The organism is Curtobacterium sp. AG1037 (assembly GCF_003349855.1).
Lineage (GTDB): Bacteria > Actinomycetota > Actinomycetes > Actinomycetales > Microbacteriaceae > Curtobacterium > Curtobacterium citreum.
Map to the genome: position 1 here is coordinate 119,771 of NZ_QQAO01000001.1, position 26,116 is coordinate 145,886.

The 26,116-nt window shown below is 73.1% G+C and carries 24 protein-coding genes and 1 tRNA gene; 14 read left to right on the plus strand and 11 right to left on the minus strand.

What is annotated here, in order from left to right:
- The first annotated feature begins 26 nt into the window (after positions 1-26).
- The 3 genes from DEU32_RS00555 (at position 27) to DEU32_RS00565 (ending at position 3,238) form a co-directional block, all read left to right on the plus strand.
- A complete protein-coding gene (locus tag DEU32_RS00555) occupies positions 27-1,502 on the plus strand; it encodes an NAD(P)/FAD-dependent oxidoreductase (RefSeq protein ID WP_114848905.1) in 1,476 nt (491 codons plus the stop codon).
- Positions 1,503-1,589: 87 nt separating this feature from the next.
- Positions 1,590-1,663: transfer RNA gene (locus DEU32_RS00560), tRNA-Leu, on the plus strand.
- Positions 1,664-1,888: 225 nt separating this feature from the next.
- Positions 1,889-3,238, plus strand: coding sequence for a threonine/serine exporter family protein (locus DEU32_RS00565; RefSeq protein WP_114849164.1), 1,350 nt, complete (start codon positions 1,889-1,891; stop codon positions 3,236-3,238).
- Between the two features lie 106 nt (positions 3,239-3,344).
- On the opposite strand, the gene DEU32_RS00570 is transcribed toward DEU32_RS00565, so the two are convergent.
- A complete protein-coding gene (locus DEU32_RS00570) occupies positions 3,345-5,834 on the minus strand; it encodes an Ig-like domain-containing protein (protein WP_114848906.1) in 2,490 nt (829 codons plus the stop codon).
- Between the two features lie 233 nt (positions 5,835-6,067).
- On the opposite strand from DEU32_RS00570, the gene DEU32_RS00575 reads away from it, so the two are divergent.
- Positions 6,068-6,649, plus strand: a complete 582-nt coding sequence (locus DEU32_RS00575; RefSeq protein ID WP_114848907.1) for a LemA family protein — start codon at positions 6,068-6,070, stop codon at positions 6,647-6,649.
- A gap of 41 nt (positions 6,650-6,690) precedes the next feature.
- Here the strand turns inward: DEU32_RS00575 and DEU32_RS00580 are convergent, their stop codons facing one another.
- Positions 6,691-7,956 (minus strand): winged helix-turn-helix domain-containing protein, encoded by a 1,266-nt coding sequence (locus DEU32_RS00580; RefSeq protein WP_114849165.1) that lies wholly within the window; start codon positions 7,954-7,956, stop codon positions 6,691-6,693.
- A gap of 93 nt (positions 7,957-8,049) precedes the next feature.
- Here DEU32_RS00580 and DEU32_RS00585 point away from each other — a divergent pair, with 93 nt between their 5' ends.
- From DEU32_RS00585 to DEU32_RS00595, 3 genes are all read left to right on the plus strand, one after another.
- A complete protein-coding gene (locus DEU32_RS00585; protein WP_114848908.1) occupies positions 8,050-9,288 on the plus strand; it encodes an AI-2E family transporter in 1,239 nt (412 codons plus the stop codon).
- Between the two features lie 63 nt (positions 9,289-9,351).
- On the plus strand, positions 9,352-10,611 hold the full coding sequence (ilvA, locus tag DEU32_RS00590; protein ID WP_114848909.1) for a threonine ammonia-lyase: 1,260 nt from the start codon (positions 9,352-9,354) through the stop codon (positions 10,609-10,611).
- A gap of 95 nt (positions 10,612-10,706) precedes the next feature.
- Positions 10,707-11,198: a hypothetical protein gene (locus DEU32_RS00595; protein WP_114848910.1), complete on the plus strand. Its 492-nt coding sequence runs from the start codon at positions 10,707-10,709 to the stop codon at positions 11,196-11,198.
- A 152-nt stretch (positions 11,199-11,350) separates the two neighbouring features.
- On the opposite strand, the gene greA is transcribed toward DEU32_RS00595, so the two are convergent.
- Together greA and DEU32_RS17005 are read right to left on the minus strand one after the other, a co-directional pair.
- On the minus strand, positions 11,351-11,839 hold the full coding sequence (greA, locus tag DEU32_RS00600) for a transcription elongation factor GreA (RefSeq protein ID WP_058742779.1): 489 nt from the start codon (positions 11,837-11,839) through the stop codon (positions 11,351-11,353).
- 67 nt (positions 11,840-11,906) lie between these two features.
- Positions 11,907-12,230 carry a DUF4307 domain-containing protein gene (locus tag DEU32_RS17005; RefSeq protein WP_167510018.1) on the minus strand — a complete coding sequence of 108 codons (324 nt, stop codon included), beginning with the start codon at positions 12,228-12,230 and terminating at the stop codon, positions 11,907-11,909.
- Between the two features lie 224 nt (positions 12,231-12,454).
- On the opposite strand from DEU32_RS17005, the gene mca reads away from it, so the two are divergent.
- Positions 12,455-13,345 (plus strand): mycothiol conjugate amidase Mca, encoded by an 891-nt coding sequence (mca, locus tag DEU32_RS00610; RefSeq protein WP_181819151.1) that lies wholly within the window; start codon positions 12,455-12,457, stop codon positions 13,343-13,345.
- Positions 13,342-13,638, plus strand: coding sequence for a hypothetical protein (locus DEU32_RS00615; protein WP_114848912.1), 297 nt, complete (start codon positions 13,342-13,344; stop codon positions 13,636-13,638). The genes mca and DEU32_RS00615 overlap by 4 nt, the downstream gene beginning before the upstream one ends.
- Positions 13,639-13,774: 136 nt before the next feature.
- On the opposite strand, the gene DEU32_RS00620 is transcribed toward DEU32_RS00615, so the two are convergent.
- Positions 13,775-14,470 (minus strand): hemolysin III family protein, encoded by a 696-nt coding sequence (locus DEU32_RS00620; RefSeq protein WP_114848913.1) that lies wholly within the window; start codon positions 14,468-14,470, stop codon positions 13,775-13,777.
- Between the two features lie 69 nt (positions 14,471-14,539).
- On the opposite strand from DEU32_RS00620, the gene DEU32_RS00625 reads away from it, so the two are divergent.
- From DEU32_RS00625 to DEU32_RS00635, 3 genes are all read left to right on the plus strand, one after another.
- Entirely contained in the window at positions 14,540-15,325 is a 786-nt protein-coding gene (locus DEU32_RS00625) for an isoprenyl transferase (RefSeq protein WP_114848914.1), read from the plus strand.
- Between the two features lie 130 nt (positions 15,326-15,455).
- The gene (locus tag DEU32_RS00630; protein WP_114848915.1) at positions 15,456-16,565 is read left to right on the plus strand and encodes an aminotransferase class V-fold PLP-dependent enzyme; all 1,110 of its coding nucleotides are present in this window, start codon (positions 15,456-15,458) and stop codon (positions 16,563-16,565) included.
- A 255-nt stretch (positions 16,566-16,820) separates the two neighbouring features.
- Positions 16,821-18,182 carry a PhoH family protein gene (locus tag DEU32_RS00635; protein ID WP_181819152.1) on the plus strand — a complete coding sequence of 454 codons (1,362 nt, stop codon included), beginning with the start codon at positions 16,821-16,823 and terminating at the stop codon, positions 18,180-18,182.
- 198 nt (positions 18,183-18,380) lie between these two features.
- Here the strand turns inward: DEU32_RS00635 and DEU32_RS00640 are convergent, their stop codons facing one another.
- The 5 genes from DEU32_RS00640 to xseA all read right to left on the minus strand — a co-directional run bounded on the left by DEU32_RS00640 (position 18,381) and on the right by xseA (position 22,850).
- Positions 18,381-19,811, minus strand: coding sequence for a class II fumarate hydratase (locus DEU32_RS00640; protein ID WP_395858318.1), 1,431 nt, complete (start codon positions 19,809-19,811; stop codon positions 18,381-18,383).
- A gap of 95 nt (positions 19,812-19,906) precedes the next feature.
- Positions 19,907-20,521 carry a carbonic anhydrase gene (locus DEU32_RS00645; protein WP_141860512.1) on the minus strand — a complete coding sequence of 205 codons (615 nt, stop codon included), beginning with the start codon at positions 20,519-20,521 and terminating at the stop codon, positions 19,907-19,909.
- Between the two features lie 38 nt (positions 20,522-20,559).
- Positions 20,560-21,198, minus strand: a complete 639-nt coding sequence (locus tag DEU32_RS00650; RefSeq protein ID WP_114848917.1) for a DUF4245 domain-containing protein — start codon at positions 21,196-21,198, stop codon at positions 20,560-20,562.
- A complete protein-coding gene (locus DEU32_RS00655; protein WP_114849169.1) occupies positions 21,195-21,464 on the minus strand; it encodes an exodeoxyribonuclease VII small subunit in 270 nt (89 codons plus the stop codon). The genes DEU32_RS00650 and DEU32_RS00655 overlap by 4 nt, the downstream gene beginning before the upstream one ends.
- A gap of 144 nt (positions 21,465-21,608) precedes the next feature.
- On the minus strand, positions 21,609-22,850 hold the full coding sequence (gene xseA, locus DEU32_RS00660; RefSeq protein ID WP_114848918.1) for an exodeoxyribonuclease VII large subunit: 1,242 nt from the start codon (positions 22,848-22,850) through the stop codon (positions 21,609-21,611).
- A 148-nt stretch (positions 22,851-22,998) separates the two neighbouring features.
- On the opposite strand from xseA, the gene DEU32_RS00665 reads away from it, so the two are divergent.
- Positions 22,999-24,063, plus strand: coding sequence for a 4-hydroxy-3-methylbut-2-enyl diphosphate reductase (locus DEU32_RS00665; RefSeq protein ID WP_058741756.1), 1,065 nt, complete (start codon positions 22,999-23,001; stop codon positions 24,061-24,063).
- Complete coding sequence (locus tag DEU32_RS00670; protein WP_114848919.1) at positions 24,060-24,728, plus strand: DUF6264 family protein; 669 nt, start codon at positions 24,060-24,062, stop codon at positions 24,726-24,728. The genes DEU32_RS00665 and DEU32_RS00670 overlap by 4 nt, the downstream gene beginning before the upstream one ends.
- A gap of 29 nt (positions 24,729-24,757) precedes the next feature.
- Here the strand turns inward: DEU32_RS00670 and DEU32_RS00675 are convergent, their stop codons facing one another.
- Positions 24,758-26,014 (minus strand): M18 family aminopeptidase, encoded by a 1,257-nt coding sequence (locus tag DEU32_RS00675; RefSeq protein WP_114848920.1) that lies wholly within the window; start codon positions 26,012-26,014, stop codon positions 24,758-24,760.
- Between the last annotated feature and the right edge of the window lie 102 nt (positions 26,015-26,116).

Here is a 26,116-nt window from a genome sequence, read left to right on the forward strand (position 1 = left end):
ACCCCACTCCAAGGAGATCATCCCCCGTGCCCAAGATCCTCGTCGTCGGCGGCGGTTACGCCGGTTTCTACACCGCCTGGAAGCTCGAGAAGCACCTTCGTCAGGGCGAAGCCGAGGTCACCATGGTGGACCCGCTGCCCTACATGACGTACCAGCCGTTCCTGCCCGAGGTGGCCGCCGGCTCGATCGAGCCGCGTCACGCGGTCGTCTCGCACCGTCGTCACCTCAAGAAGACCCGCGTCGTCACGGCGAAGGTCACGAAGGTCGACCACGCCACCAAGACCGCGACGATCACCCCGGCCGAGGGCGAGGCGTGGGAGGAGTCCTACGACCAGATCGTCATGACCGCCGGTGCCGTCTCCCGCACGTTCCCGATCCCGGGCGTCGCGGACGAGGCCATCGGGCTGAAGACCATCGAGGAAGCCGCGGCGATCCGCGACAAGATCCTCGTGAACTTCCACAAGGCAGCGACCCTGCCGGCCGGTCCCGAGCGTGACCGCCTGCTCACGGTCGTCGTCGTCGGTGGCGGTTTCGCCGGCATCGAGGTGTTCGCCGAGCTCCGCTCCTTCGCGTCCGACCTGCTCAAGAGCTACCCCGAGCTGTCCTTCGACGACACGCACTTCCACCTCGTCGAGGCGATGGGCCGCATCATGCCCGAGGTGTCGCTCGAGACCTCGCACTGGGTGCTCGAGAACCTCGCGTCCCGCGGTGCCACCGTGCACCTCGAGACGCAGCTCGCCTCGGCCGAGGGCGGCGTCTGCCAGCTCAAGGCGAAGGACGACTCGATCGAGACCATCGAGTCCGACCTCATCATCTGGACCGCCGGCGTCATGGCGAACCCGATGGTCAAGGGCACCGACTTCCCGCTCGAGCAGCGCGGCCGCATCCGCGTCCAGCCCGACCTGCGGGTCGTGGACGACGAGGGTGTCGTCGCCGACGCGTGGGCCTGCGGCGATGTCGCGGCCGTGCCGGACCTCACCGGCGGCGGCGTGGGCGGCTTCTGCGTCCCGAACGCCCAGCACGCGGTCCGTCAGGCCAAGCAGCTCGCGAAGAACCTCGTCGCCGTGCTCCGTGGCGAGGCGACGAACGACTACAAGCACGAGAACCTCGGCGCCGTCGCGGGCCTCGGTCTCGGCATCGGTGTCTTCCAGTCCGGCAAGTTCGCGATGAAGGGCTTCCTCGCCTGGGGCGCCCACCGCGGCTACCACGGCCTGGCGATGCCGTCGTGGGAGCGCAAGTGGCGCGTCATCGGCGACTGGGTGGGTGGCTTCTTCCTCGGCCGCGACATCGCGTCGCTCGACGACCGCGAGACCCCTCGTGCTTCGTTCGAGGCCTGGGCCTCGCGGCCGAAGCCCGCGGTCGAGGCGTCGGCTCCGGCCGCCGCGGCGCCGGCCCCGGAGGAGGGCAAGCCCGCCGACGCGGCCGGCCCCGCGTACGCGACGCCCGCCGAGGACGTCTCGAAGGACGCGCAGCCGGTCGAGGCCGCTGCCGACGCCAAGTAGGCGTCGCACCGCACGCACGCACGACACGACGGCCGTCGCCCCGGTGGGGCGGCGGCCGTCGTCGCGTCGGTAGGCTGTTGCGGCTGCGCCCCCGTGGCCCAACCGGTAGAGGCATGCGACTTAAAATCGCCGAGTTGTGGGTTCGAGTCCCACCGGGGGTACGGAACGGGTCCCGTCATGCGCCTTACAATCGCCGAGTTGTGGGTTCGAGTCCCACCGGGGGTACGGAACGGGTCCCGTCATGCGCCTTACAATCGCCGAGTTGTGGGTTCGAGTCCCACCGGGGGTACGGAACGGGTCCCGTCGTCCGGGTCGCAACGGCCTGGAGGCACGGGGCGGCCCCGCCCCGTCCGTCGCCACTGCGAGGACCACCTAGCATCGTGTCCGTGGTCGGACTCGGAAGCGCCCTCGCGAACCTGCGCAACGCCCTCGGACGCCCCGAGGCCCACGTCGAGGTCGTCGACGGCGAGACCGTCCCCACCGGCATGCTCCTCGGCACGTTCGGCGCCCTGCTCCTCGACGCCGGCAGCTCCGTCACCGACGTCCGCTCGGCGCTCGAGAAGGCCCGCGACGCCGCCGGGGTGGGGCCGACCCTCGCCGTGGGGGTCCTGCCCGCGCTCGTGATGGTGAGCGAGGTCGCGACGGGCGCCGCCACGATCGTGAACGCCGAGGGCATCGAGCTCTCCTCGCGCCAGGCAGCCCGCGCGAACCGGCTCGTGCTCGGCCTGGAGAGCGGGTCGATCGGCCTCGCCGAGATCCCCGCCCGCGTCCGGGCCATCCGCGCGGGCACCGTGCCGCCCCCGGCCCTGCCGTGGATCGTCGGCAACGCCCTGACCTCGGCTGGTCTCGCGGTGGTGTTCCGCTGCCCGTGGTGGGCGGTCCTGCTCGCGCTCGGCGTCGGCGCCCTCGTCGGGGTGATCAGCTTCGTGCTGCGCCGCTTCCGCGAGGCCGTCGCGATCATCCCGTTCCTCGGGGCGTTCGTCTCGACGAGCATCGTCGGCCTCGTCGCCGCCGGCACCGGCTTCGACCACGTGCCCCTGTTCGCCGTGTGCGCGCCCGTCGCGGTGTTCGTCCCGGGTGCGCTCATCACGAACGCGCTGCTCGAGCTCACCGCGGCGGACATCGTCACCGGGTCGTCGCGGCTCGTCCAGGGGCTCATCACGCTCGGGTTCATGGCCGCGGGCATCGCCGCCGGCAGCGCGTTCACCGGACTGCGGGTCGACCCGGCCTCCGCGGCGCTCGTGGGGGAGGTCGCCGGCGTCGGCACGGACCGCGGCGGGTGGGAGGCCGTGCCGTCCTACTGGGTGTCGTGGGTGGCGGTCGTCGGGCTCGCGGTCGGCCTCGGCCTGGTCTTCCGGTCCGGGTGGCGGCTGACGCTCGTGTCCGTCGCGGTCATGATCACCGCCTACGCGGTGGTGAGTGGCACGACGCCGGTGTGGGGAAGCGTCGTCGCGACGGGAGCGGCGGCGGCCCTGCTGTTCGTCGCGACCCGACTGCTCGAGCGGCTCGTGCCCGTGATCCCGGCGACCGTGTCGTTCTTCCCCGCGTTCCTGCTCCTCGTCCCCGGGACGGTCGGGCTGGTGGCGGTCGCGACGTTCGACCCGCAGGCGCTCGGCGTCCCCCTCGCGACGTTCGTGTCGCTGTGCATCGGGACGAAGATCGGCGGCCTCCTGCCCGGGCTCTTCGCACGTAACGCACCACACCCGCGCGCGGACGCGACCGACGCGGCCCGCTGAGTGCGGCGGTCGCCGGGACGGGACGGACGACGGACGGGAGGCGCGTGACGGGCCCGCCCCGTGCCTCCCGTCCGGTGTCCACGCACCACGTGACGGACGTCGCGGTTCAGCGTGCCGTGTCGCCGCCGACGGCGGCGCCGGGTCGGCGCTGCCACCACCAGCCGACGACCAGGAGGGCCACCGCGGCCGTCGCGACGGCGGTGACGACCCCGGGGCCCGTCGGCCGGACCGCCGAGCCGGCGTAGACCGCGGCCGCCAGGGCGAGGGACGCGACCGCGAGACCGACGTACCGGCCCCGTGCCGCGTCCAGCAGCGTGGCACCCGCGGAGCCGGCGACCGGGACGAGCGACACGACCAGCGCACCGATGCCGCCGACGCAGAGCGTGGTGGCGAACTCGGAGCCGAGCGCGGCCCAGAAGCCGGTGTCCGGCGTCACGGAGTGCAGCGTCCAGCCGACCACGGTGACGACCAGGAGTGCGCCGGTGCGGGCGGTGGCGCTGCGGACACCCGCGGCCAGAACGGACCCGAGACGGAGCGCGCCGGTGTCGGCTACCGGGCGGCCGACCGGGACGAGGACGGCGCCCACGACCAGGGCGGGGGAGACGTCGGTCGTCCGGGTGAGCGCGCAGGCGACGAGCGCGGCGAGGACGAGCCAGGGCGAGACGTGGAAGCCGACCGTGCCGCGGTCGCGCCCCGCGGCCCAACGGGTCGCGACCACCACGGCCGCGGTGAGGACGGCCGAGCCGGCGAGCACGGCGACGGCGAGGCGGACGTAGCGGGCCTCGAGACCGACCCCGACGCCGAGCAGCGTCGCGACCGTGACGATCCCGACACCGAGCGCGACGGCGGCCCAGGTGGGCAGCACGTCGTCGCCGAGGCGACGCTCGGCGCGCGTGCGGTTCCGGCCGAGGACACCGGCGAACGGGTTGCGCAGCCACGACGTCCGGAGGCGTCCCCGCGCCGCCGCGCCGACGAGGGCGAGCGGCGTCGTGACGAGGACCAGGAACCCGGCGGCGACCGCGGTCGCCACGAGGACGGTGCCCCACGAGAACGACGCTGCCAGCGACGGCACCCCGCGGTCGTAGGTCGTCGCGGCCGCCCAGTCGCCAGCGGGACCGGACCAGTCCGGGACGCCGCGGCTCCCGGGGTCGCCCGCGGTGCCGCTGCCACCCGTCGTGCCGCCGGGGTCGCTGCTCGCGCTGCCAGGCACGACGCCGCCCGCGGTCGGCGTCGTGCCGGGCGTGGCGCCCGCGGTCCGGCCCGGGGGACCGGTCGGAGATGCGTTCGACGCCGTGCTCGACGGGGTGCCAGGTGCCGTGCTCGGGGACGTGGTGGAGCCGCTCGCCCGGACACGGATCGCGGGGGAGGACGGGGAGACGTTGCCCGCGGCGTCCTGCTGCAGGGCGGTGACCGCGTGCGTGCCCCCGCTCAGGACCGAACCCTCGGTCGAGCAGCGCCAGCGGCCGTCGTCGCCGACCCGGGTGCGGCAGACCGGAGCGCGGTCGACGTACGCCGTGACGGTGGCGCCCGGCTCGCCCGAGCCCGCGATCGTGGTCCCCGCGGCGTCGATCGTCGACCCGGACCGCGGCGTCTCGATGCGCGGGGCGGACGGCGGCGTGCGGTCGAGCGTGACGGTGCGCGGCGTGGACGCGGCACTGCGGAGGTCCGACCGGTAGCCGCCCGCGGTGCTCGCCGTCTGCGAGGCCGTCACGGTGAGGCGGCCGTCCTGCGCGGCTACCGACCCGAGCGCCACGGTCCAGGTGCCGTCGGCGCGCACGGTGGCGACCGCCTCGCCGCGGGCGCCGACGACGCCGACGGTGACCGTCGCGCCGGGCAGGCCCGTGCCCGAGAGCGGACCCGCGGTCGGACCGGCGGTGGTGACGGACGGCGGGACGACGACGTCCGAGGCGGGGGCGCTCGACGAGCCCAGTACGGTGTCGTCGCGGTCCGTGACGCTGAACACCTGCTGCGGACCCGAGCGGACCGTCGCCATGCAGGCCCAGGAACCGTCGGCGCCCACCGTCGCGGTGCAGCCCGTCCCGACCGGACCGGTGATCCGGACGGTGTGTCCGGGGGTGCCGGTCCCGTGCAGGCGGACGGTCGCGGTCGTGACGTCGCCGGGGTCGGCGATGGTCGGGCGGACGGCGGGGCGGTCGGTGGGGGTCGGTGTCGGGGAGCCGGAGCCCGAGCCGCCGGCGTCGGGCGGGAGCGAGCCGAGCAGGGGTGCCGGGGTGCCCGTGGGGGCGGGGGTGGCCTTGGTGGCGGTGCGTTCGGCGGGTGCGGCTGTTGCGGCTGTCGTGTCGGCTGTGCCGTCGGTCTCGGTGGTGGTGGTGGCTGCGGGCGCGGCGGCGTCCGGCGTGGCCACGCCTGGCTTCGCGGTGCTGGTCGCGGTCGTGGACGTGGACATGGACGAGGTGGCGGCCGTCGCCTCGGCCGGGGTGCCCAGCACGAGCGCGCCGGACAGGGCGAGCGCCGCCGCCGCGGACAGGGCGGCGACCGTGCCGACGAGTCGCCGGGCGCGGGGTCGACGGACGCGGCCGTCGCCCCCGACGGCCGTCTCGTCCACATTGTCCCCGAGCGTGTTCACCGCCTCCATCAGACGTGATCCGCGCGCCGCGGTCAATCCGCCGCACGGATGATGTGTCCGACGGTGCACGAGCCCGCACGGCGCCCGGACGCCCGGTGGACGCCACTCGGGAATCACCCGTGAACCGTGGCCGCGGTCGGTCCTCCCGGGAGCGCCTCGGTAGGATCGTGGGCGGCCCTCGCACGGCCACGCACCGCCCGCGGCACGCCGCGCGGTACCCGACGCGCAAAGGAGTACGCCCGATGGACACCGGACTCGTCACGACGCTCATCGTCGTCGCCGTGGTGGTGGTCCTGCTCGTCGTGGTCGGGATCGCCCTCTGGTCGAGCTACCGGTCGCTGATGTCCCTCACGGGACGGGTCGACGCCTCGTGGAACGACGTCGCCACCCACCTGCAGCGTCGCGCGGACCTCATCCCCACGATCGTCGAGACCGTCCAGGGTTACGCCACGCACGAGAAGGCCGTCTTCGCGGACGTCAGCAAGGCCCGGGCGGAGACGCTCAGCGCCGGGGACGCCCCGAGCGCCTCGGTGGCCGAGGGCCACATGCAGAAGGCCCTGAAGAGCGTGTTCTCCGTCGCCGAGGGCTACCCGCAGCTCCAGTCGAGCCAGGCGTTCCTGCAGCTGCAGTCCGAGCTCGTCGAGACCGAGGACCGCATCCAGGCCGCGCGACGCTCGTACAACGGCGGCGTCCGCGAGCTCAACACCAAGATCAAGCACTTCCCCACGTCGACGTTCGCGAGGAGCAAGGGCGTGCAGGAGGCGTCGTTCTTCGAGACCGCCGAGCCCTCGGCCATCGCCGAACCCCCGCGCGTCCAGTTCTGACCGCGTCGGTCCCGGTCGCCCCGCAGCGCGACCGGTGACCGTCAGGCCGCGTCGTCCGTCGGCGTCGACTCGGGAGCGTCGGCGTCGTCCGCTGCGACGTGCGGCACGAGCGGCACACCGAGCGCCCCGGCGACGGCTGCCGCAGCGGTGCCGCGGTCGGTGACCTCGACGCCGTCGAGTCCCTGCCAGGTCGCGGTCCGCCGCAGGGTCTCCGCGAGCCGCTCGGCGTCCAGGTGCTCCCCGGGCTCCTGCCAGGCCGTCCGGACCCGGAGCAGCCCGCGTTGCCGGTCGCTCTTCAGGTCGATCCGCCCGGTCAGCCGGTCGTCCTGCAGGACCGGCAGCACGTAGTAGCCGAACACCCGCTTCGGTGCCGGCGTGTAGATCTCGATCCGGTAGTGGAAGCCGTACATCCGCTCGGCCCGGCGACGGAACCACACGACCGGGTCGAAGGGGCTCAGCACGGCGTCCGCGGCCGTGCGCCGGGGCACCCGGGCGTCGGTGTGCAGCCAGGCCCGATCCTTCCACCCCTCGACCGTCACCGGCACGAGCTCGCCGCGTTCGACGAGCTCGGTCACGGCCGCGGCGGTGTCGTCCGAGCGCAGTCGGAAGTAGTCGGCGAGGTCCGCGCGCGTCGCGACCCCGAGCGCACGGCCCGCGCGCCGCACGAGTTCGGTGACGGCGGTGGTCCGGTCGGGGGCGGTCTCGAGGGCCCCGGGTGCCAGGACCTGCTCGGGCAGCGCGTAGACGCGTTCGAAACCGGACCGTCCGGCGCTCACGACCTCGCCCCAGCGGAACAGCTGCTCGAGCCCGGTCTTCACGTCGCTCCACCCCCACCACGGGCCTCGGCGGACGTTCGCCTCGTGCTCGACGGCGCTCGCGGGCATCGGCCCCTCGACCCGGAGCAGGGCGAGCAGCTCGCGTCGGACACCGGCGGTCCGCTCGACGCCCTCGATCCGGTTCGGGCGAGCGTCACGCTCCCGGAACGCGTCCATGCGCCAGCGGAACAGCGGCAGGTCGGTCCGGGCGACGAACGCCGCCTCGTGCGCCCAGTACTCGGCGTACGGACCGCGACGGGTCATGGTCAGACGGTCCAGCGTGGCCCGGTCGTACGACCCGAGCCTGGCGAACAGCGGCAGGTAGTGGCTCCGCTCGAACACGTTCACGGAGTCGATCTGCAACAGCCCGAGCCGCGCGAACCCGGCCGTGAGCGTCCGGGTCGACACGGTGTCGGCGGGGGCGGCGCCGAAACCCTGCGCCGCGAGCGCGACCCGTCGTGCCTCGGCGGCGGAGAGCGTCGTCCTGACCATGAGGACGACGCTACCGAGCCGCGCCGACACGGCCCGCTGACGCGTATGCCGCATCTGGAACGTCCGATGTGCCGCGTCGGTACACTCGCTGGCATGGCCTGGGGCAAGAAGACGCATCCCGATCCCGTCGTCGAGGACTCGGTGCCCACCGGCATGCGGATCGCCGGCGCTTGGTCGTGGCGCGTGCTCGTCGTGCTCGGGGTCGTCGCGGTGGTCATCTACCTCGTCACGCTGTTCAGCGAGGTGCTCATCCCGTTCCTCATCGGCATCGTCGTGGCGGCGCTCCTCGTCCCGCTGTCGAACTGGATGCAGCGGCACCACGTCCCGAAGTGGATCGCGGTCGTGGTCAGCCTGGTCGGCGGGCTCGCGGCGGTCGCTGGTCTGATCTGGCTCGTCGTCGACCAGATCGCCGCGTCCTACCCCTCCCTGCGCGACCGGACGCTGTCGCAGTACGACACCATCCGCGAGTTCGTCACCAACTCCGGACTCGGAATCAGCCAGGGCGACCTCAACAAGTACCTCAGCCAGGCCACCGACTGGCTCTCGAGCAACTCGGGGTCGATCCTGTCCGGCGTCGCCAGTGCCGGGTCGTCGCTGACGCACCTGCTCGCCGGGCTCTTCGTCGTGATCTTCACCGTGATCTTCCTGCTGATCGACGGCAAGAACGTCTGGCGCTGGACCGTCCGGCTCTTCCCGAAGAAGGCGCGCGCGGCCATCGACGGCGCCGGGGTCGCGGGGTGGACCACCCTGACGAGCTTCATCCGCGTGCAGATCTTCGTGGCGTTCGTCGACGCCGTCGGCATCGGCATCGGTGCGGCCGCCCTGCAGCTGCCGCTCGTCATCCCGATCGCGGTGTTCGTGTTCCTCGGCGCGTTCATCCCGGTCGTCGGCGCGATCGTCACCGGCTTCCTCGCCGTCTTCATCGCGCTCATCTTCAACGGCTGGGTCGCCGCGGTGATCATGCTCGGCGTGATCCTCGTCGTGCAGCAGGTCGAGGGGCACATACTGCAGCCGCTCGTGATGGGCAGCGCGGTCAAGGTGCACCCGCTGGCCGTCGTGCTCGGTGTGACGGCGGCGTCCGGGCTCGCGGGCATCGCGGGGGCGTTCTTCGCGGTGCCGCTCATCGCGACCGTCAACTCCATGGTGACGACGATCGCGAGCGGGCGGTGGAAGGGCCTCGACTCGGACCACGTGCTCGAGGCGAAGCAGCGCGACCACCACGCGAGCGTCGAGGCGAAGCGGAAGCGGCGCTGGCGGAAGCGGCACCCCGACGGCGTGCCCGCTCCCGGCAGCGACGAGCAGCCGACCGCGGCGAAGGGCACCGCGGGCTGAGCGCCTCCACAGGCCGCTCGTCACGAGTTCGCCGTGCGGCCCGGGAGCGACGATGATGGTCCCGTGACCGACACCACCACGCCCCGACCGCAGACCGCCGCGTACCCGACGCTCGCGGACATCGAGGCAGCGCGGGAGACCATCGCCGGGGTCGCACGCGTCACGCCGATGGAGACGTCGCAGTTCCTCGCCGAGCTGCTCGGCTCACCGGTGCACCTGAAGTGCGAGAACCTGCAGCGCACCGGCGCGTACAAGGTCCGCGGCGCGTACAACCGTCTCTCCACGCTCAGCCCCGAGCAGCGTGCAGCGGGAGTCGTCGCCGCCAGCGCCGGCAACCACGCGCAGGGGGTCGCGCTCGCTGCCCGGGAGCTCGGCATCCCCGCCACCATCTTCACCCCGGTCGGCGTCGCCCTGCCGAAGCTGCAGGCGACCAGACACTACGGCGCCGAGGTCGTCCTGCGCGGGCACTCCGTCGAGGAGGCGCTCTCGGCCGCGAAGGACTTCGCCGCCCGGACCGGCGCCGTGTTCATCCCGCCGTTCGACCACCCCGCCGTGATCGCGGGCCAGGGCACGCTCGGCCTCGAGATCATCGACCAGGTGCCGGACGTCGACACCGTGGTCGTGCCGATCGGCGGCGGCGGCGTGATCGCCGGCATCGCCCTGGCCGTGAAGGGCACGGCGGAGCGGCTCGGCCGCGAGATCAAGGTCATCGGCGTGCAGGCCGAGAACGCCGCCGCCTACCCGTCGTCGATCCGAGCGGGGGAGCCGGTCACGGTCGCGACCACGCCGACGATCGCCGACGGCATCGCCGTGGCCCGCCCGGGCGACCTCAACTTCCCGATCATCCGCGACCACGTCGACGAGATCGTCACGGTCTCCGATGACGACACCGCCCGCGCGCTGCTCGTGCTGCTCGAGCGGGCGAAGCTCGTCGTCGAGGCAGCGGGCGCGGTCGGCGTCGCGGCGATCATGTCCGGCGCGGTCAAGGACACCGGCCGCACGGTCGTGCTGCTGAGCGGCGGCAACATCGACCCGCTCATGATGGAGCGCGTGATCACCCGCGGGCTCGTCGCGGCGTCGCGGTACATCGGCATCCGGATCATGCTGCCGGACCGTCCGGGACAGCTCGCCCGTGTCGCGCAGGTCATCTCCGAGGCCGGCGCGAACGTCGTCGAGGTGCTGCACACCCGGCACGGCCAGGGCCTCGTCATCAACGAGGTCGCGCTCGACCTGTCGATCGAGGCCCGCGGCCCCGAGCACGCGCAAGAGGTCATCAAGCGCCTGCACGAGGTCGGGTTCCGCCCCGAGCTCCTCGAGCACTAGAGAACCCGTCAGCGGTCCGCACGGACCGCGCGCGTGGCCGTCAGGGTTCCGTCTGCGACGGGGCGGACGGCCGGGAGGCGCGTGATGCTGCCGTCATGACCCTCACGTCGATCCTCCCCTCGCTCCGCGCTTCGCTCCCCGATCCCCTCGACCCGGTGCTCTGGCCGGCGAGCACCGAGGCGACGACCGACGACGTCCGGGTGCGTGCGGTGTCCATGCAGCGACTCGCGGCGGTCGCGGGGACACCCTGCGTGCACACCGCGGAGCAGGCACCGCCGCGGTACCGCCCGCGCGACTGGGTGCCGCGCGACGTCTGTGTCGCCGTGGCCGCCGTCACCCGGGTCCGGCGGCCCTGGGGCGTGCTGCTCGTCGAGCTCGACGCGGTGCTGCCCGACTGCGCCGTGCTCACCGAGGCCCGGCTGATCGGCCGCCGGTCGGTGGCCCCGGCCGCGGCGGTCACCGTGACGACGAACCCGACGGGGACCGCCGGCCGGGACGCGGTGCTGCCCGGGGACGTCGCGTTGGGGGACCTGGTGTGCTTCCCGTGCGCCCGAGCGCTGACGCACCGCGAGGTCGCGACGCTCTGACGCGCGCGCCGGGCGCCGACGCTCCCGCGTCGATGCCCGTCGAACCGGAGATGCCCGTCGAACCAGAGAACCGACGTGGAACCAGGGCGGGTGCCCGGTTCGACGTCGGTTCTGTGGTTCGTCACGTCCCGCACGGTGCGGGGCCGATCGGGCTACGGCTCGTAGCGCTCGACCTTCGTGACCGTGACGGCGATCTCCTTGCCGTTGGGCGCCGTGTACGTGGTCTCGTCGCCGGCACGCATGCCCACGATGGCCGCGCCGACCGGGCTGACCGGGCTGTAGACGGTGAGGTCCGAGCCGTCCGCGACGATCTCGCGGTTGCCGACGAGGAACGTCGACTCGTCGCCGGCGATCACGGCGGTGACGACCGTGCCGGGTTCGACGGTGCCGTCGAAGTCCGCTTCGCCGACCGTGGCGTGCTTGAGGAGCTCGGTGAGCTGGCGGATGCGCGCCTCGATCTTGCCCTGCTCGTCCTTCGCGGCGTGGTAGCCGCCGTTCTCCTTCAGGTCGCCCTCTTCACGTGCCGCCTCGATGCGGTCCGCGATCTCCTTGCGGGCGGGGCCGGAGAGCTGCTCGAGCTCGGCCGTCAAGCGGTCGTGCGCCTCCTGGGTCAGCCAGGTGACCTGGGGGTCGTTGCTCATGTGGGTTCCCTTCGACAGAGAACGAGACCGGCCGGTGTGGCCGGTCTCGCTCGCGAATCAGACGAGTCTAGGGAACCCAGCAGTCGTGGATCAAGCCGGTCACGCCGCGCGTCGTGGTGTTCACAGGCGTCGTGATGCTGCGGGTGCGTTCGTTCGACGGCGGCAGCGTGACGACCTTCCACCCGACGATCGAGTACGACTTGTCGAGGGCCTGCACGGCGCACTTCGCCTCGGTCCCGGGGTCGACGGACACCTGGGAGTGCACGACGGTCTCGTGGTCGGAGACGACCTGGTAACCGACGTCCGTGCTGTCGAGCCCGTGCGAGCTCTGGTCGAGCCCGGCCCAGACCACCCAGGCGGCGAACACCACGACCACGGCGGCGGCGGCCACGATCGCGAGCAGTCGGGAGCGCTTCCGGTTGCCCGCGGTGCGACCGTAGCGGTCGTCCAGGGTCGCCGCGGTGGCGCCGGCCGGAGCGGTGCGGGTGGCGTCGGGGGCGACGGGGGGAAGCGGTTCGGACAGTTCGGGGCTCCTGGGGTGATTATCCTGGTCCCAGGGTAGGCCACGCCCCGCTGTGCACCGCCCGAATCCCACTCGTCTCCGAAGGGACCCCCGTGCCGTTCCGCCTGCTGGCCGTCCACGCCCACCCCGACGACGAGTCGAGCAAGGGAGCGGCCACCGCGGCGAAGTACGTCGCCGAGGGCCACCAGGTCATGGTCGTCTCGTGCACGGGCGGCGAGGCCGGGGACATCCTCAACGACCACCTCGGCGAGCCGGCGACGAGCCGCGCGCACCGCGACATGGCCGGGTACCGCCGCACCGAGATGGCCGCCGCGCAGGCCGCGCTCGGGATCGAGCACGTCTGGCTCGGGTACCACGACTCCGGGTTGCCCGACGCCGAGCAGGGCGAGACGGTCCGTCCGGGCACGTTCTCCACCGTCCCGCTCGAGTACTCGACCGAGACGCTCGTCCGCGTGGTCCGTCGGTTCCGTCCGCACGTGCTCGTCACCTACGACGAGAACGGCGGCTACCCGCACCCGGACCACATCCGCACGCACGAGGTCTCGGTCGCCGCCTGGCGCGACGCCGCGGACCCGACGAAGTACCCGGCGGCCGGCCCGGCGTGGGCGGTGTCGAAGCTCTACTACGAGCGGACGATGAACCCACGGCGCTTCCGGACGATCTACGACGCCATGCGGGAGCGGAACCCGGAGGACACGGCGCTCGTGCAGCTCGGCGAGTGGGTCGAGCGCTTCGCGGACCGACCGGACCTGTCCACGTCGCACGTCGACGTCCGCGACCACTTCGACGCCCGTGACGCCGCGCTCCGTGCGCACGCGAGCCAGGTGCCGCCGGACAGCGCCTTCTTCTCCTGGCCGAACGACCTCCTCGCGACGGTGTGGCCCACCGAGGACTACCAGCTCGTCGAGGCACGCGTGCCCACCGACCTGCCGGAGTCCGACCTGTTCGCGGGGATCCCCGAGGACGAGGACACCACCGCGTGAGCACCATCACGGCGACGATCATCGCCGCCACGAACCCCAGCCCGAGCCCGTCGACCGTCCCGGACGTCGACGTCACCCCCGGCGTCGCGGGCTTCATCGCCATCGCGGTCGTCGCCGTGGGGACGATCCTGCTCGTGGTCGACATGACGCGTCGCATCCGGCGGACGCGCTACCGCGCCGAGATCCGGGAGCGCCTGGAGCAGGGCGACGCCGGGACCGCGACGGACGAGCCGGAGCGGCGGGCGGCCGAGGACGGCCGCACCGACGTGGGCGACGACACCGAACGCGGGTAGAAGGCACCACCGACGGACTGGCGCGGCCCGCTCAGCGGTGACGCGCCAGCGGCACGCGGGCCGCGCCGACCGAGCTTGCGAGGGAGGCGTGACGGGACCGCCACGCGCCTCCCGTCCGTGACGCGCCCCGGAACGGTCAGCGCACCGGGTGCAGCGCCACGATGAGCACACCCACCCACTGTGCGGCGAACGCCACGACCGTCAGGGCGTGGAAGACCTCGTGGAACCCGAACACCGTCGGGGCGGGGTCGGGACGCTTGAAGCCGTACACGAGCGCCCCGAGGATGTAGGCGAGCCCGCCGGAGAGCACCAGGACCGTCATCGGGACGCTCGCGGCGAAGAACTGCGGCAGCAGCCCGAGCGCGGCGCACCCGAGCACGAGGTAGATCGGGACGTACAGCCAGCGCGGCGCACCGATCCACAGGACGCGGAACGCGATGCCCAGCGCGGCGCCGGACCACATCACCCAGAGCACGACGACCATCAGCGTGTGCGGCAGGGCGCAGATCGCGATCGGCGTGTACGTGCCGGCGATGAGCAGCAGGATGTTCGTGTGGTCGATCCGCTTGAGGACCTTCTTGACCGTCGGTCCCCACGGGAACCGGTGGTACGTCGCGGAGACGCCGAACATCAGCAGGGACGACGCCATGAAGACGGCGCTGCCGGCCTTGGCGGCCGCACTGTCGGCGAGGGTGATGAGCACGACGCCCATCGCGACGGCGAACGGGAACGTGCCGAGGTGGATCCACCCGCGCCAGGCCGGGCGGGGCGGCTCGGTGGCGGCTTCCTCGGTGAACGGGACGTGGGGGAGGGTCGCGGTCTCGTCCTGCATGGGACGACAGTAGGAGGCCTGCCCGAACGGGAGCCGAACATCCGAGGATCGGTGCACTACAGTCGTGCCGTGAGCGGCAGGGTGCAGTGGGCCGGGCGCGGGATCCTCTACCGCGCCTACCAGCGTCGTATCCGTCGCCAGATCGACGGACAGGCGATGCCGAAGCACGTCGCCATGATCGTCGACGGGAACCGCCGCTGGGCGAAGCAGCTCGGGCTCGAGTCCGCGGCGCACGGACACCGGGCCGGCGCGGCGAAGATCCCCGAGTTCCTGGACTGGTGCGACGACCTCGGCATCGAGGTCGTGACGCTGTACCTGCTGTCGTCGGACAACCTGACCGGCCGTGGCGGCGAGGAACTCGAGCAGCTCATCGGCATCATCGCCGACCTGGCCGGCACGCTCGCCGACCACCGCGACTGGCGCGTCCAGCACGTCGGGGCGAACGAGGGGCTGCCCACGGCGCTCGTCGACGCGCTCGAGACCGCCGAGGCGAAGACCGCGGAGCACACCGGCCTGCACGTCAACCTGGCGGTCGGCTACGGCGGCCGCCGCGAGATCGCGGACGCCATGCGGAGCATCGTGCGGGCGCACGGCGAGGGCGGCGGCACGCTCGACACCCTGGCCGAGGTGCTGACCCCGGAGCTCATCGGCGACCACCTGTACACGCAGGGGCAGCCGGACCCGGACCTCGTGATCCGGACGTCGGGCGAGCAGCGGCTCTCCGACTTCATGCTGTGGCAGAGCGCGCACAGCGAGTTCTACTTCGTCGAGGCCTTCTACCCGGACCTGCGCGAGGTGGACTTCCTGCGCGCCGTCCGCGACTTCGGCCTGCGGTCCCGACGCTTCGGCGGCTGAGGGCTCGCCGGAGCCGTCCTGCGGTCGCCGCTCGCGCCGCGTCCTCCGGTGCGTCCGGTGGCCTGCGTTCGCCCGCGCCCGGGCATCCCAGTACACTCACAGGGTTCTCCACCCACGGAAGGTTGCCCCTGTGAACACCACCGAGTACGCCGCCGGCTTCGCCGAGGAGCCCGGCTACCTCGACCACGCCGCGTTCGGTCCCGTGCAGACCGCGGTGCTCGAGGAGCAGCGCGTGCTCGGGACGATCCAGGAGCACATGCGCTTCGGCGCCATGGAGACGCTCGACGAGCAGGACGCCCGTGTCCGGACGGTCGCCGCGCGGCTGGTCGGCCGGCGTGAGGACCAGGTCGTCTCCCAGACCGCGACGACCCCGGGGCTGCTGCACACCGCGTTCGGCCTGACCGGTGGCGTGCTCGTCGCCGCGGACGAGTACCCGTCGCTGCCCCTCGCCCTCGCGAGCGCCGCCTCGGCCACGGGCGGCCGCGTGCAGCCCGTCGTCGTCGAGTCCGGCGCCGGGTGGATGACGCCGTCGCTCATCGCGTCGCGGCTCTCGGACGACGTCACCGCGGTCGCGGTGTCCCTCGTGGACTGGCAGACCGGGTACCTCGCCGACCTCGCCGCGATCCGCGAGGTCATCGGCGACCGGCTCCTGATCGTCGACGCGATCCAGGGCTTCGGCGTCGTGGACGCCCCGTACGAGCTCGCGGACGTCGTCGCGACCGGCGGGCAGAAGTGGCTGCACGCCGGCTGGGGCACGGGCTTCACGGCCTTCAGCGACCGCGCCCTGAACCGCCTGCGCCCGGCGCTGTCCGGCCCGCAGGGCACCACCGGCTGGCCGACCGAGGTGCCCTCGGTGAAGCCCGGGGCCGCCGGGTTCCAGATGACCAGGACCGACCCGGTCGCCCAGGCCCGCACGGCCGTCGCGCTCGAACGGCTCGTGTCCGTCGGCGTGGCCGCGGTGCAGGAGCGGGTCGCCGAGCGGGTCGAGCGGGTCTTCGACATCGCCGACGAGTTCGGGCTGTCCGTCGAGTCGAGCCGCGACCCGCGCGAGCGCGCCGGGATCGTCGTGCTCCGGCCGCCGCAGGGCCGCCTCACCGCGCTGTCCGCCGCCTTCCACAACCACGGGGTCACCGCCACGACGCGGCTCGGGGTCGCCCGGGTGTCGGTGTTCGCGTCCACGACGGACGAGACGCTCGACATGTTCCGCGACGCCTGCCTGTCCTACGCGACCATGCAGTGACGCCGGTCGCGCAGGTGCGCGCGGACCGACGCGAGCCGCGCGGCGGCGTCGCCACGAGCCTCCAGGCCGGAACTGTCCCGTTCACGTGACCGTAACCTGCCGAACAGCGTGTCGGGATGCCGCTGTCGGAGGGCGGACGTAGCTTGGCCCCATCGGGCACCGCGCCCGATCGAAGCGGCCACAGTCGGTGCTTCGGGACCCGCTCCACGGCCGCGTCGAGGACAGTGACCGGGCCGCGCGCGGCCCGGGGATGGAGTGGTCGTGACCTCTCAGAACGTCTCTCGCGGAACTCAGCAGCACCACACCGCGGACTCGTCCACCTCGGTCGCCCAGCGCACGTTCGTGCTCGACACATCGGTGCTCCTCAGCGATCCGCGGGCGTTGTTCCGCTTCGCCGAGCACGCGGTCGTCCTGCCCGTCGTCGTCGTCAGCGAACTGGAGGCCAAGCGCAACGACCCGGAGATCGGGTACTTCGCGCGGCAGGCCCTCCGGCTCCTCGACGAGCTGCGCATCGAACACGAACGACTCGACTTCCCGATCGCCCTCGCCGACGGCGGGTCGTTCCGGGTCGAGCTGAACCACTCCAACCAGTCGGTGCTGCCCTCGGGCCTGCAGCTCGGTGACAACGACTCCCGGATCCTCGCGGTCGCGATGAACCTGGCGAACGACGGACTCGACGTCGTCGTCGTGTCGAAGGACCTGCCGCTCCGGGTCAAGGCGTCGTCGATCGGCATGGCGGCCGAGGAGTACCGCGCCGAGCTCGCCGTCGACTCGGGCTACACGGGCATCACCGACCTGCAGGTGTCCGGCGAGCAGATGGCCGACCTGTACGAGCGCGAGGAGATCCCCTCGTCGCAGCTCGCCGGCGTCCCGGTCAACACCGGGGTGGTCATCCACTCGGAGCGCGGGTCCGCCCTCGGCCGGGTGCACTCCGCCGGGTCCGTCGCCCTGGTGCGCGGGGACCGCGAGGTCTTCGGGCTCCGCGGGCGCTCGGCGGAGCAGCGGCTCGCGATCGACGCCCTGCTCGACCCGGAGATCGGCATCGTCTCGCTCGGCGGGTCGGCCGGCACCGGCAAGTCGGCGCTCGCGCTCTGCGCCGGGCTCGAGGCCGTCCTCGAACGGCAGCAGCACAAGAAGATCATGGTGTTCCGGCCGCTCTACGCGGTGGGTGGCCAGGAGCTCGGCTTCCTGCCGGGCGACGCCAACGAGAAGATGAATCCGTGGGCGCAGGCGGTGTTCGACACCCTCGGCGCGCTGGTCTCCGACAACGTCCTGGACGAGGTCGTCGAGCGCGGCATGCTCGAGGTGCTCCCGCTGACGCACATCCGTGGGCGCTCCCTGCACGACGCGTTCGTGATCGTCGACGAGGCGCAGTCCCTCGAGCGCAACGTCCTGCTCACCATGCTCTCGCGCATCGGGCAGAACTCGCGGGTCGTGCTGACACACGACGTGGCGCAGCGGGACAACCTGCGGGTCGGGCGGCACGACGGGGTCGCGTCGGTCATCGAGCGGCTGAAGGGGCATCCGCTGTTCGCGCACGTCACGCTGACGCGCTCCGAACGCTCGGCCATCGCGGCGCTCGTGACGGACCTGCTCGACTCGCCGGACCTGGTGTAGCGCGCGGGCGCTGCGCCCGCGCTCGCTCGCTCGCGCGGCGAGGTTTCGCGCGGAGCGACAGTTCACGCGCTCGCGGGCGCGTGAACTGTCGCCCAGCGCGTGAGGACGGTCGCGGCGTGCGGGCGGTGACCCCACCGACGGACGGGAGGCACGGTGCCAGCCGGCACCGTGCCTCCCGTCCGTCGGTGGGTGCGCCCGTCAGTTCGGGTGCGTCATCGACAGCACGTCCAGAGCGCTGCCGAGCTGCTCCTCGGTGACCTCGCCCCGCTCGACGTGGCCGAGGGCCACGACGGCCTCGCGCACGGTGATGCCCTGCGCGACGGCGTACTTCGCGACCTTCGCGGCGGCCTCGTAGCCGATGACCCGGTTGAGCGGCGTCACGATCGACGGCGAGGACTCGGCGAAGGCCCGCGCGCGCTCGAGGTTCGCCTGGAGCCCGTCGATGGTCTTGTCGGCGAGGACCCGCGAGCTGTTCGCGAGCAGGCGGATCGACTCGAGCAGCGCGGTGCCCATCACCGGGATCGCGACGTTCAGCTCGAACGCGCCCGAGGCGCCGGCCCACGCGATGGTGGCGTCGTTGCCGATCACGCGCGCGGCGACCATGAGCGTGGCCTCGGGGATGACCGGGTTGACCTTGCCGGGCATGATCGACGACCCCGGCTGCAGGTCGGGGATGTGCAGCTCGCCCAGGCCGGTGTTCGGGCCGGAGCCCATCCAGCGCAGGTCGTTGTTGATCTTCGTCAGGCTGACCGCGATGACCTTGAGCGCGCCGGACGCCTCGACCAGGGCGTCACGCGCGCCCTGCGCCTCGAAGTGGTCGAGCGCCTCGGTGATCGGCAGCCCGGTGTCGGACGCCAGCTGCGCGATGACGCGCTGCGGGAAGCCCTTCGGGGTGTTGATGCCCGTGCCGACCGCGGTGCCGCCGAGCGGGACCTCGGCGACGCGGGGGAGCGTCGCCTGCACCCGCTCGACCCCGAGCCGGACCTGGCGCGCGTACCCGCCGAACTCCTGGCCGAGGGTGACCGGCGTCGCGTCCATCAGGTGCGTGCGGCCGGACTTCACCGCGTCGGCCCAGAGCGTCGCCTTGGCCTCGAACGACTCGGCGAGGTGCTCGAGCGCCGGGACGAGGGTGCGGATGAGCGCCTCGGTCACGGCGACGTGCACGGAGGTCGGGAACACGTCGTTCGAGGACTGCGACGCGTTGACGTGGTCGTTCGGGTGCACGTCCGACCCGGCGATCCGGGTGGCGAGCGTCGCGAGGACCTCGTTCATGTTCATGTTCGACGAGGTGCCGCTGCCGGTCTGGTAGACGTCGACCGGGAACTGGTCGTGGTGCTGCCCGCCGATGATCGCGTCCGCAGCCTGCGCGATCGCGTCCGATACGGCCGGGTCGACGATGCCGAGCTCGCCGTTGACGACCGCGGCGGCGCGCTTGATCCGGGCGAGCGCGACGATCTGCGCCGACTCGAGGCCGGCACCGGAGATCGGGAAGTTCTCGACGGCACGCTGGGTCTGGGCGCGGTAGAGCGCCGACGCCGGCACCCGGACCTCGCCCATGGTGTCGTGCTCGATGCGGTAGTCGCCCCCGTGGATGCTGTCCGGGGCGGTGGTCGCGGTGGTGTCGGTCACGTCGTCGTGGTCCTTCCTGTCGTGCTCGCCGGCGCGGTCGCGTCGACGCGGTCGTACGGTCCCGTCGGTGTCGGGGCCTGCGTCGTCGGGGCCGGTCAGGCCTGCCCGACGACGGTGTCGATGGAGACCTCGCCGGTCCCCAGGTCGTAGGTCGCGCCGACGACCGCGAGCCGTCCCTCGGCGATCGCGTCCGAGACGGCGCCGGAGCGCTCGATCACCTGGCGGAGCGTGGCCTCGAGGTGGGCGGCGCCGACGGCTTCCTGCGGCAGGTCGGCGTCGGTGGTGCGGACCTGCTCGACGCTCGGCGCGATGGCGTCGACGAGGGCCTGCAGGTGCGGCGCGGGCACCGGCTCACCGGAGCGGGCGGCGGCGACCGCTCCGCAGCGGGTGTGGCGGAGGACGACGACGAGCGGCGTGCCAAGCGCCACGACCGCGAACTCGATCGAGCCGAGGACGACGTCGTCGACGATCTGCCCGGCGTTGCGGATCGCGAAGAGGTCGCCGATGCCGGCGTCGAAGACGTGCTCGAACGGCACGCGCGAGTCGGAGCACCCGAGGACGGTGGCGAACGGTGCCTGCGAGCCGGTGAGCTCGCCGCGGCGGTCCGGGTCGATCCGGCCGGTGCGGCGCTTGTCGGCGGCGAAGCGGGCGTTGCCCTCCACGAGCAGGCGGAGGGCCTCGGACGGGGTGGCGGCGGCGCGGTCGGGCATGGGCTTCCTCGGGGTCGGGTCGGGCTGCGTCGGGTGGGTCACTGCTGCGTGAACTGCTTCGACACGGCCGCGGCGACGGTCGTGAAGGACGCGTCGTCGGCGGTGCCGGACAGGACGATGGTGTTCCGGTCGAAGGTACCGACCAGCGAGTACGCGTGGTTGCCCGCGTCCTTGCCCTCGGCTCGCCGGTCGTACACGGTCCACTTCGTGCCCGCGATGGTGCGGTCACCGGTGGACGGCTTCTGGTCGAGCTGGTTCGCGACCCACGAGGCGTTCGCGTCGATGCCCTGCTGCAGGCCGATGTACTGCTTGTCGGGCGTGATCAGGCCGACCGTCCAGACCTTGACCCCGTCGGAGGTCTTGTCCTGGAAGTCGGCGCGGTTGGCGCTGTAGTCCTTCGGCAGGTCCGGGGCGGCGAGGGTCACGCCGGGGACGTTCGCCTGCGACGCGATCTGCTGGTAGTCGACGGTCCGGTCCACGGTCTGGTCGGGGCGGACCACGACGAGCACCAGGAACAGCACGATGCCGAGCGAGGCGATGAGGGCGAGCACGAGGTTGAACGCCGTCTGGTGCTCACGACGGGTGCGGCGTGCGGCGTCCTTGCGCGCCCAGGTCTCCTCAGCCGTCTCGGGGCGGCCGAGCTCGGCGACGATCGGGCGGCCGTCGGCGTCGGTCACCGGTCCGCTCCGTCCTGGTCGCCCGCACCGTCAGCGTTCGGACCGGCGGTGGACGCACGGGCGGCGTCGAGCCGGGCACGGGCGCCGACCAACCACTCCTCGCACCGGGCGGCGAGGGACTCCCCGCGCTCCCACAGCGCCAGCGAACGCTCGAGCGTCGCGGACCCCTGCTCGAGCTCCGTGACGACGCGCACGAGTTCGTCGCGCGCCGCTTCGTAGCTCAGCGACTGCACGTCGGACGGCACGGGTTCCTGCTGGGTCGACACCACTCGATCCTACCGAGCACCCTCCGACGCGGCGTACCGGCGGCCGGACCGGTGGAGAACCGTCCAGCGTCGGATCCCGCGGCCCGCGGCGCCGGGCGCGTCCGGCTCGGCGACAGGCCCCGAACCCGTCAGGCCCCGGACCCGTCAGGCCCCGGACCCGTCCGGCCCCGGCCCGTCGGGCTCGAGCGTGCCGGTCGCCGTGCCCGCACCGAGCGTGACGTGCACGGGCGTCGGTCCGGACAGGTCGTCGGTGCCGCGGACGACCCCGCCGTCCGCGGTCTGCACGATGGCGTAGCCCCGGCGCAGCGTGTCCCGGGGGGAGAGGGCGCGGAGCCGGCCGGTCAGGTGCCCGACGTCGCTGTGCGAGCGCTCGAGTCGACGGTCGAGCAGCTCGCGGGCGCGGGAGAGGTCGCGCGCCACTTCCTCTGCCCGGGTGTCCACGAGCCACGCGGTCGACGCCAGGGCGGGGCGGGAGCGGAGCGCGGCGATCCGGTCCGCCTCGACGGACAGGGTGTGCGACAGCCGCAGGCCGAGGCGTGCCCGGGCCTGCCGGACGTTGGCGAGCTCCTCAGCCACGTCGGGCACGACCCGCTTCGCCGCGTCCGTCGGGGTCGAGGCTCGGAGGTCCGCGACCTCGTCGAGGATCGGTCGGTCGGCCTCGTGCCCGATCGCCGAGACGATCGGCGTCGACGCGGCCGCCGCGGTGCGGACCAGCCCCTCGTCGCTGAAGCCGAGCAGGTTCTGGAAGTCGCCGCCGCCGCGGGCCACGATGATCACGTCGACGGTGGGGTCGGCGTCGAGCTCGACGATCGCGGCCGTGACCTCGCCCACCGCCCGTTCGCCCTGCACAGCGGTGTGCACCGTGCGGAACTCCACCTGCGGCCACCGCAGCTGCGCGTTCCGCTTGACGTCCTTCTCGGCGTCGGAGTCCTTGCCGGTGATCAGGCCGATCCGGTGCGGCAGGAACGGCAGGCGCTTCTTGCGGGCGGGGTCGAACAGCCCCTCGGCCGCCAGGGTCCGGCGCAGCCGTTCGAGGCGCTCGAGCAGGTCACCGAGCCCGACGTGCTTCATCTCGACGACCTGCATCGTCAGCGAGCCGCCCTTGACCCAGTAGTTCGGCTTGACGGCCGCGACGACGCGGGCGCCCTGCTTCAGGTCTGACGGCACCCGGGAGCGCACGCTCGACCAGATCGAGAAGGACACGGTCGCGTCGACCTCGACGTCCTTGAGCTTGCCGTAGACGTTGCCGCCGGCGACGTTCCACTGGGTGATCTCGCCCTCGACCCAGGCGACGCCGAGCCGGTCGATCCAGTCGCGGATCTTCGCGCCGAGCAACGCGACGGGCCACGGGTTGTCGGCCGTCGGTGGGCCCTGCTCGATCGCCATGCCCCCATGCTGCCGCATCCCGGCGACACCGCCGGGCCGAGCGACCGCCGACCGGCGACACCGCGTGGCCGCGCGACCGTCGGCGATGCCGGGCCGCGCACCCCGCCGTCCCAGGCCCCGTGCCGCCCGCGCACCTATCATCGGGGGCGTGACGATCACCAACGGCCGAACGGTCCCGCTCGCCCCGCCGCGCGTGCACGCAGCGCGGGGTCGCCTGCGGGACGAGCCGGTCCCGGGCGACAAGAAGGTCCTGCTCGCCGCCCCGCGCGGCTACTGCGCCGGGGTCGACCGGGCGGTCGTCGCGGTCGAGAAGGCCCTGGAGCAGTACGGCGAGCCCGTCTACGTGCGCAAGCAGATCGTCCACAACGTCCACGTCGTCTCGACGCTCGAGCAGCGCGGTGCGGTGTTCGTCGACGACGTCACCGAGGTCCCGCACGGTGCCCACGTCGTCTTCAGCGCCCACGGGGTGTCCCCGGCGGTCGTCGCCGGCGCCGCCGAGCGCGACCTGCACGCCATCGACGCGACCTGCCCGCTCGTCACGAAGGTGCACCGCGAGGCCACCCGGTTCGCGAAGGCCGAGCGCACGATCATCCTCATCGGCCACGCCGGGCACGAGGAGGTCGAGGGCACGATGGGCCACGCCCCCGAACGCACCATCCTGGTGAACGGCCCCGAGGACGTCGCCGCGCTCGAGGTCCCGGACCCCGACAACCTCGTCTGGCTGTCGCAGACCACGTTGAGCGTCGACGAGACCATGGAGACCGTCCGCCGGCTCCGCGAGAAGTTCCCGTCCATCGAGAACCCGCCGTCGGACGACATCTGCTACGCCACCCAGAACCGCCAGGTCGCGGTGAAGAAGGTCGCCCCCGCCGCCGACCTGGTCATCGTGGTCGGCTCGGCGAACTCCTCGAACAGCGTCCGACTGGTCGAGGTCGCGCTCGAGCACGGCGCGAAGGCCGCGCACCGGGTCGACTACGCCGAGGAGATCCGCCAGGAGTGGCTCGACGGCGTCGCCACGGTCGGTGTGACGAGCGGCGCCTCGGTGCCCGAGGAACTCGTCGCCGAGGTGCTCGAGCAGCTCGCGGACGCCGGCTACGGCACCGTCGAGGAGATCGTCACCGCGCACGAGGACCTCATGTTCTCGCTCCCGAAGGAGCTCCGCACCGACGCGTCGGGCAACCCGACGCGTGCGCTCGGCGGGCGTCGCCGGTGAGCGGCGGGGACTGGTCCGCGGCCCCGGCCCGCGAGCCGGGTCACGTCGACGAGACGGCGCTCGGCCGGGAGGCACGCCCCGCCTCCGCCGTGTCGGCTGCCGGTCCCGCGGTCGGCCGGGTCCACGGCCGTCCGGCACCGGAGTACGGCGAGTACGCCCCGGAGGGGTGGGTGAACCCCGTCCTCGAGGCCCAGCGTCGGGAGGACGAGCGTCGAGCCCAGGAGCGCCGCGAGGAGCAGCCGATCGCGATGGCGAAGTCCGCGGCGGCCGCCCAGCAGGTACCGCGCAGCCGGTTCGGCGCGTCCCCGCTCGACTTCGTGCTGACGGTCGGACTGCTCGTCACCGGGCTGTTCTCGACCGTGCAGTCGCTCTCGGTGTCGCAGGTCGCGTCCTCGGTGCGCGAGACCTTCGAGCAGCAGTACACGACCTTCGCGGACCCAGCAGCCCTGTCCACCGCGGCCGTGGTCGGTGCGATCGGCAGCGTCGTCGTGTTCGCGCTGGTGACGTGGTGGTCGATCCGTCGCCTCCGGGCACGCCGACGGACCTTCTGGGTGCCGCTCCTCGGCGGGGTCGTCGCCACGGCGATCAGCGTCACCGCGTTCATCGTGGTCGTGCTGCAGGACCCCAGGTTCCTGCAGGCCGTGATGCAGCACTCCGGCGGCTGAGCCCGCCCGACGAGTGCGCCCGACGAGCCCTACCCGGCCAGGAAGGCGGCGACCGCGCCGTGCAGTGCCGCGAGGTCGTCGACGTGCACGAGCTCACGGACCGAGTGCATCGACAGCAGGCCGACGCCGATGTCGATCGTCGGGATGCCGAGCCGCGTCGCCGCGATCGGGCCGATCGTCGAGCCGCCCGGGATCGTGTTCACGTTGACGAACGGCTGCCACGGCACGCCGGCGGTGTCGCACGCGGCAGCCCAGACCGCCTCGCCCTTCGCCTCGGTCATGTAGCGCTGGTTCGCGCTGGTCTTCAGGAGCGGACCGCCGCCGGGACGCGGGCGGTTCGTCGGGTCGTGCTTCTCCGGCTGGTTCGGGTGCACGAGGTGCCCGGCGTCGCTCGACAGCAGCCACGAGGCACGGAACGCCCGGGCGGCCTCGGACCGCGAGGCGCCGAGGCCCTCCTGCACGCGTCCGAGCACGTCCTCGAGGAACGGACCACCGGCACCGGACGGCGTCGAGGAGCCGATCTCCTCGTGGTCGAACGCGGCGAACACGGGGATGTGCGCGCCGTCCGCGGGGGTGTCGACGATCCCGCGGAGTCCCGCGTGCACGCTCGTCAGGTTGTCCATCCGTCCGGACGCCAGGAACTCCCGCTCGATGCCGATCCGCGCCGGGGCCTGCGTGTCGGCCAGGAAGAGGTCCCACGACACGGCGTCGCCCACCCGGGCACGCAGCCACGCGGTGACGTCCGTGCCGCCGTCGTCGCCGCCCACGCCGACGATCGGGATCGTGTGGCGCTGCCGGTCGATCTCCTTGCCGTCGTTCACCCCGCGGTCGAGGTGGATCGCGAGGTTCGGGATGCGCGCGACGGGCCCGGTGGACACGAGCCGCACGCTGCCGTCGGCGTCGACCACCCGGCCGGCGATCTGCAGGTCGCGGTCGAACCACGTCGACAGGAGCGCTCCGCCGTAGACCTCGACGTTGAGCTGCTCCCACCCGAGGGTCCGCACGGCGGGATTCGGCTTGACGCGGAACGTGGGGGAGTCGGTGTGCGCGCCGAGGATGCGGAACGGGGTCGTCGCGGTCGCGCCCTCCGGCAGTCGCCAGGCGATGAGTGCGCCGTCACGGACGACGACGTAGGCGCCGGCCTCGGTCGGCCACGCGTCGAGCTCGGACAGCTCGGTGAAGCCCGCCGCGACGAGTCGGTCGCGGGCCGCCGCTGCCGCGTGGAACGCGGTGGGGGACTCGGTGACGTACTGGGCGAACTCGGAGGCGATGGCGTCGGCGGTCACCCGACCATCGTGGCACGGCCCGCGGTGCACGACGCCCAGTGGTGACCGGACGCAGGACGGGGCGCGTCCGTCGGACGCGCCCCGTGCCTCCCGTCCGGTGTG

Bases quoted from the DNA above. Each gene is read 5' to 3' on its own strand.
- DEU32_RS00570 (WP_114848906.1), bottom strand. From the start codon at position 5,834: ATGGAGGCGGTGAACACGCTCGGGGACAATGTGGACGAGACGGCCGTC.
- DEU32_RS00575 (WP_114848907.1), top strand. From the start codon at position 6,068: ATGGACACCGGACTCGTCACGACGCTCATCGTCGTCGCCGTGGTGGTG.
- DEU32_RS00580 (WP_114849165.1), bottom strand. From the start codon at position 7,956: ATGGTCAGGACGACGCTCTCCGCCGCCGAGGCACGACGGGTCGCGCTC.
- DEU32_RS00585 (WP_114848908.1), top strand. From the start codon at position 8,050: ATGGCCTGGGGCAAGAAGACGCATCCCGATCCCGTCGTCGAGGACTCG.
- DEU32_RS00595 (WP_114848910.1), top strand. From the start codon at position 10,707: ATGACCCTCACGTCGATCCTCCCCTCGCTCCGCGCTTCGCTCCCCGAT.
- greA (WP_058742779.1), bottom strand. From the start codon at position 11,839: ATGAGCAACGACCCCCAGGTCACCTGGCTGACCCAGGAGGCGCACGAC.
- DEU32_RS00620 (WP_114848913.1), bottom strand. From the start codon at position 14,470: ATGCAGGACGAGACCGCGACCCTCCCCCACGTCCCGTTCACCGAGGAA.
- DEU32_RS00645 (WP_141860512.1), bottom strand. From the start codon at position 20,521: ATGCCCGACCGCGCCGCCGCCACCCCGTCCGAGGCCCTCCGCCTGCTC.
- xseA (WP_114848918.1), bottom strand. From the start codon at position 22,850: ATGGCGATCGAGCAGGGCCCACCGACGGCCGACAACCCGTGGCCCGTC.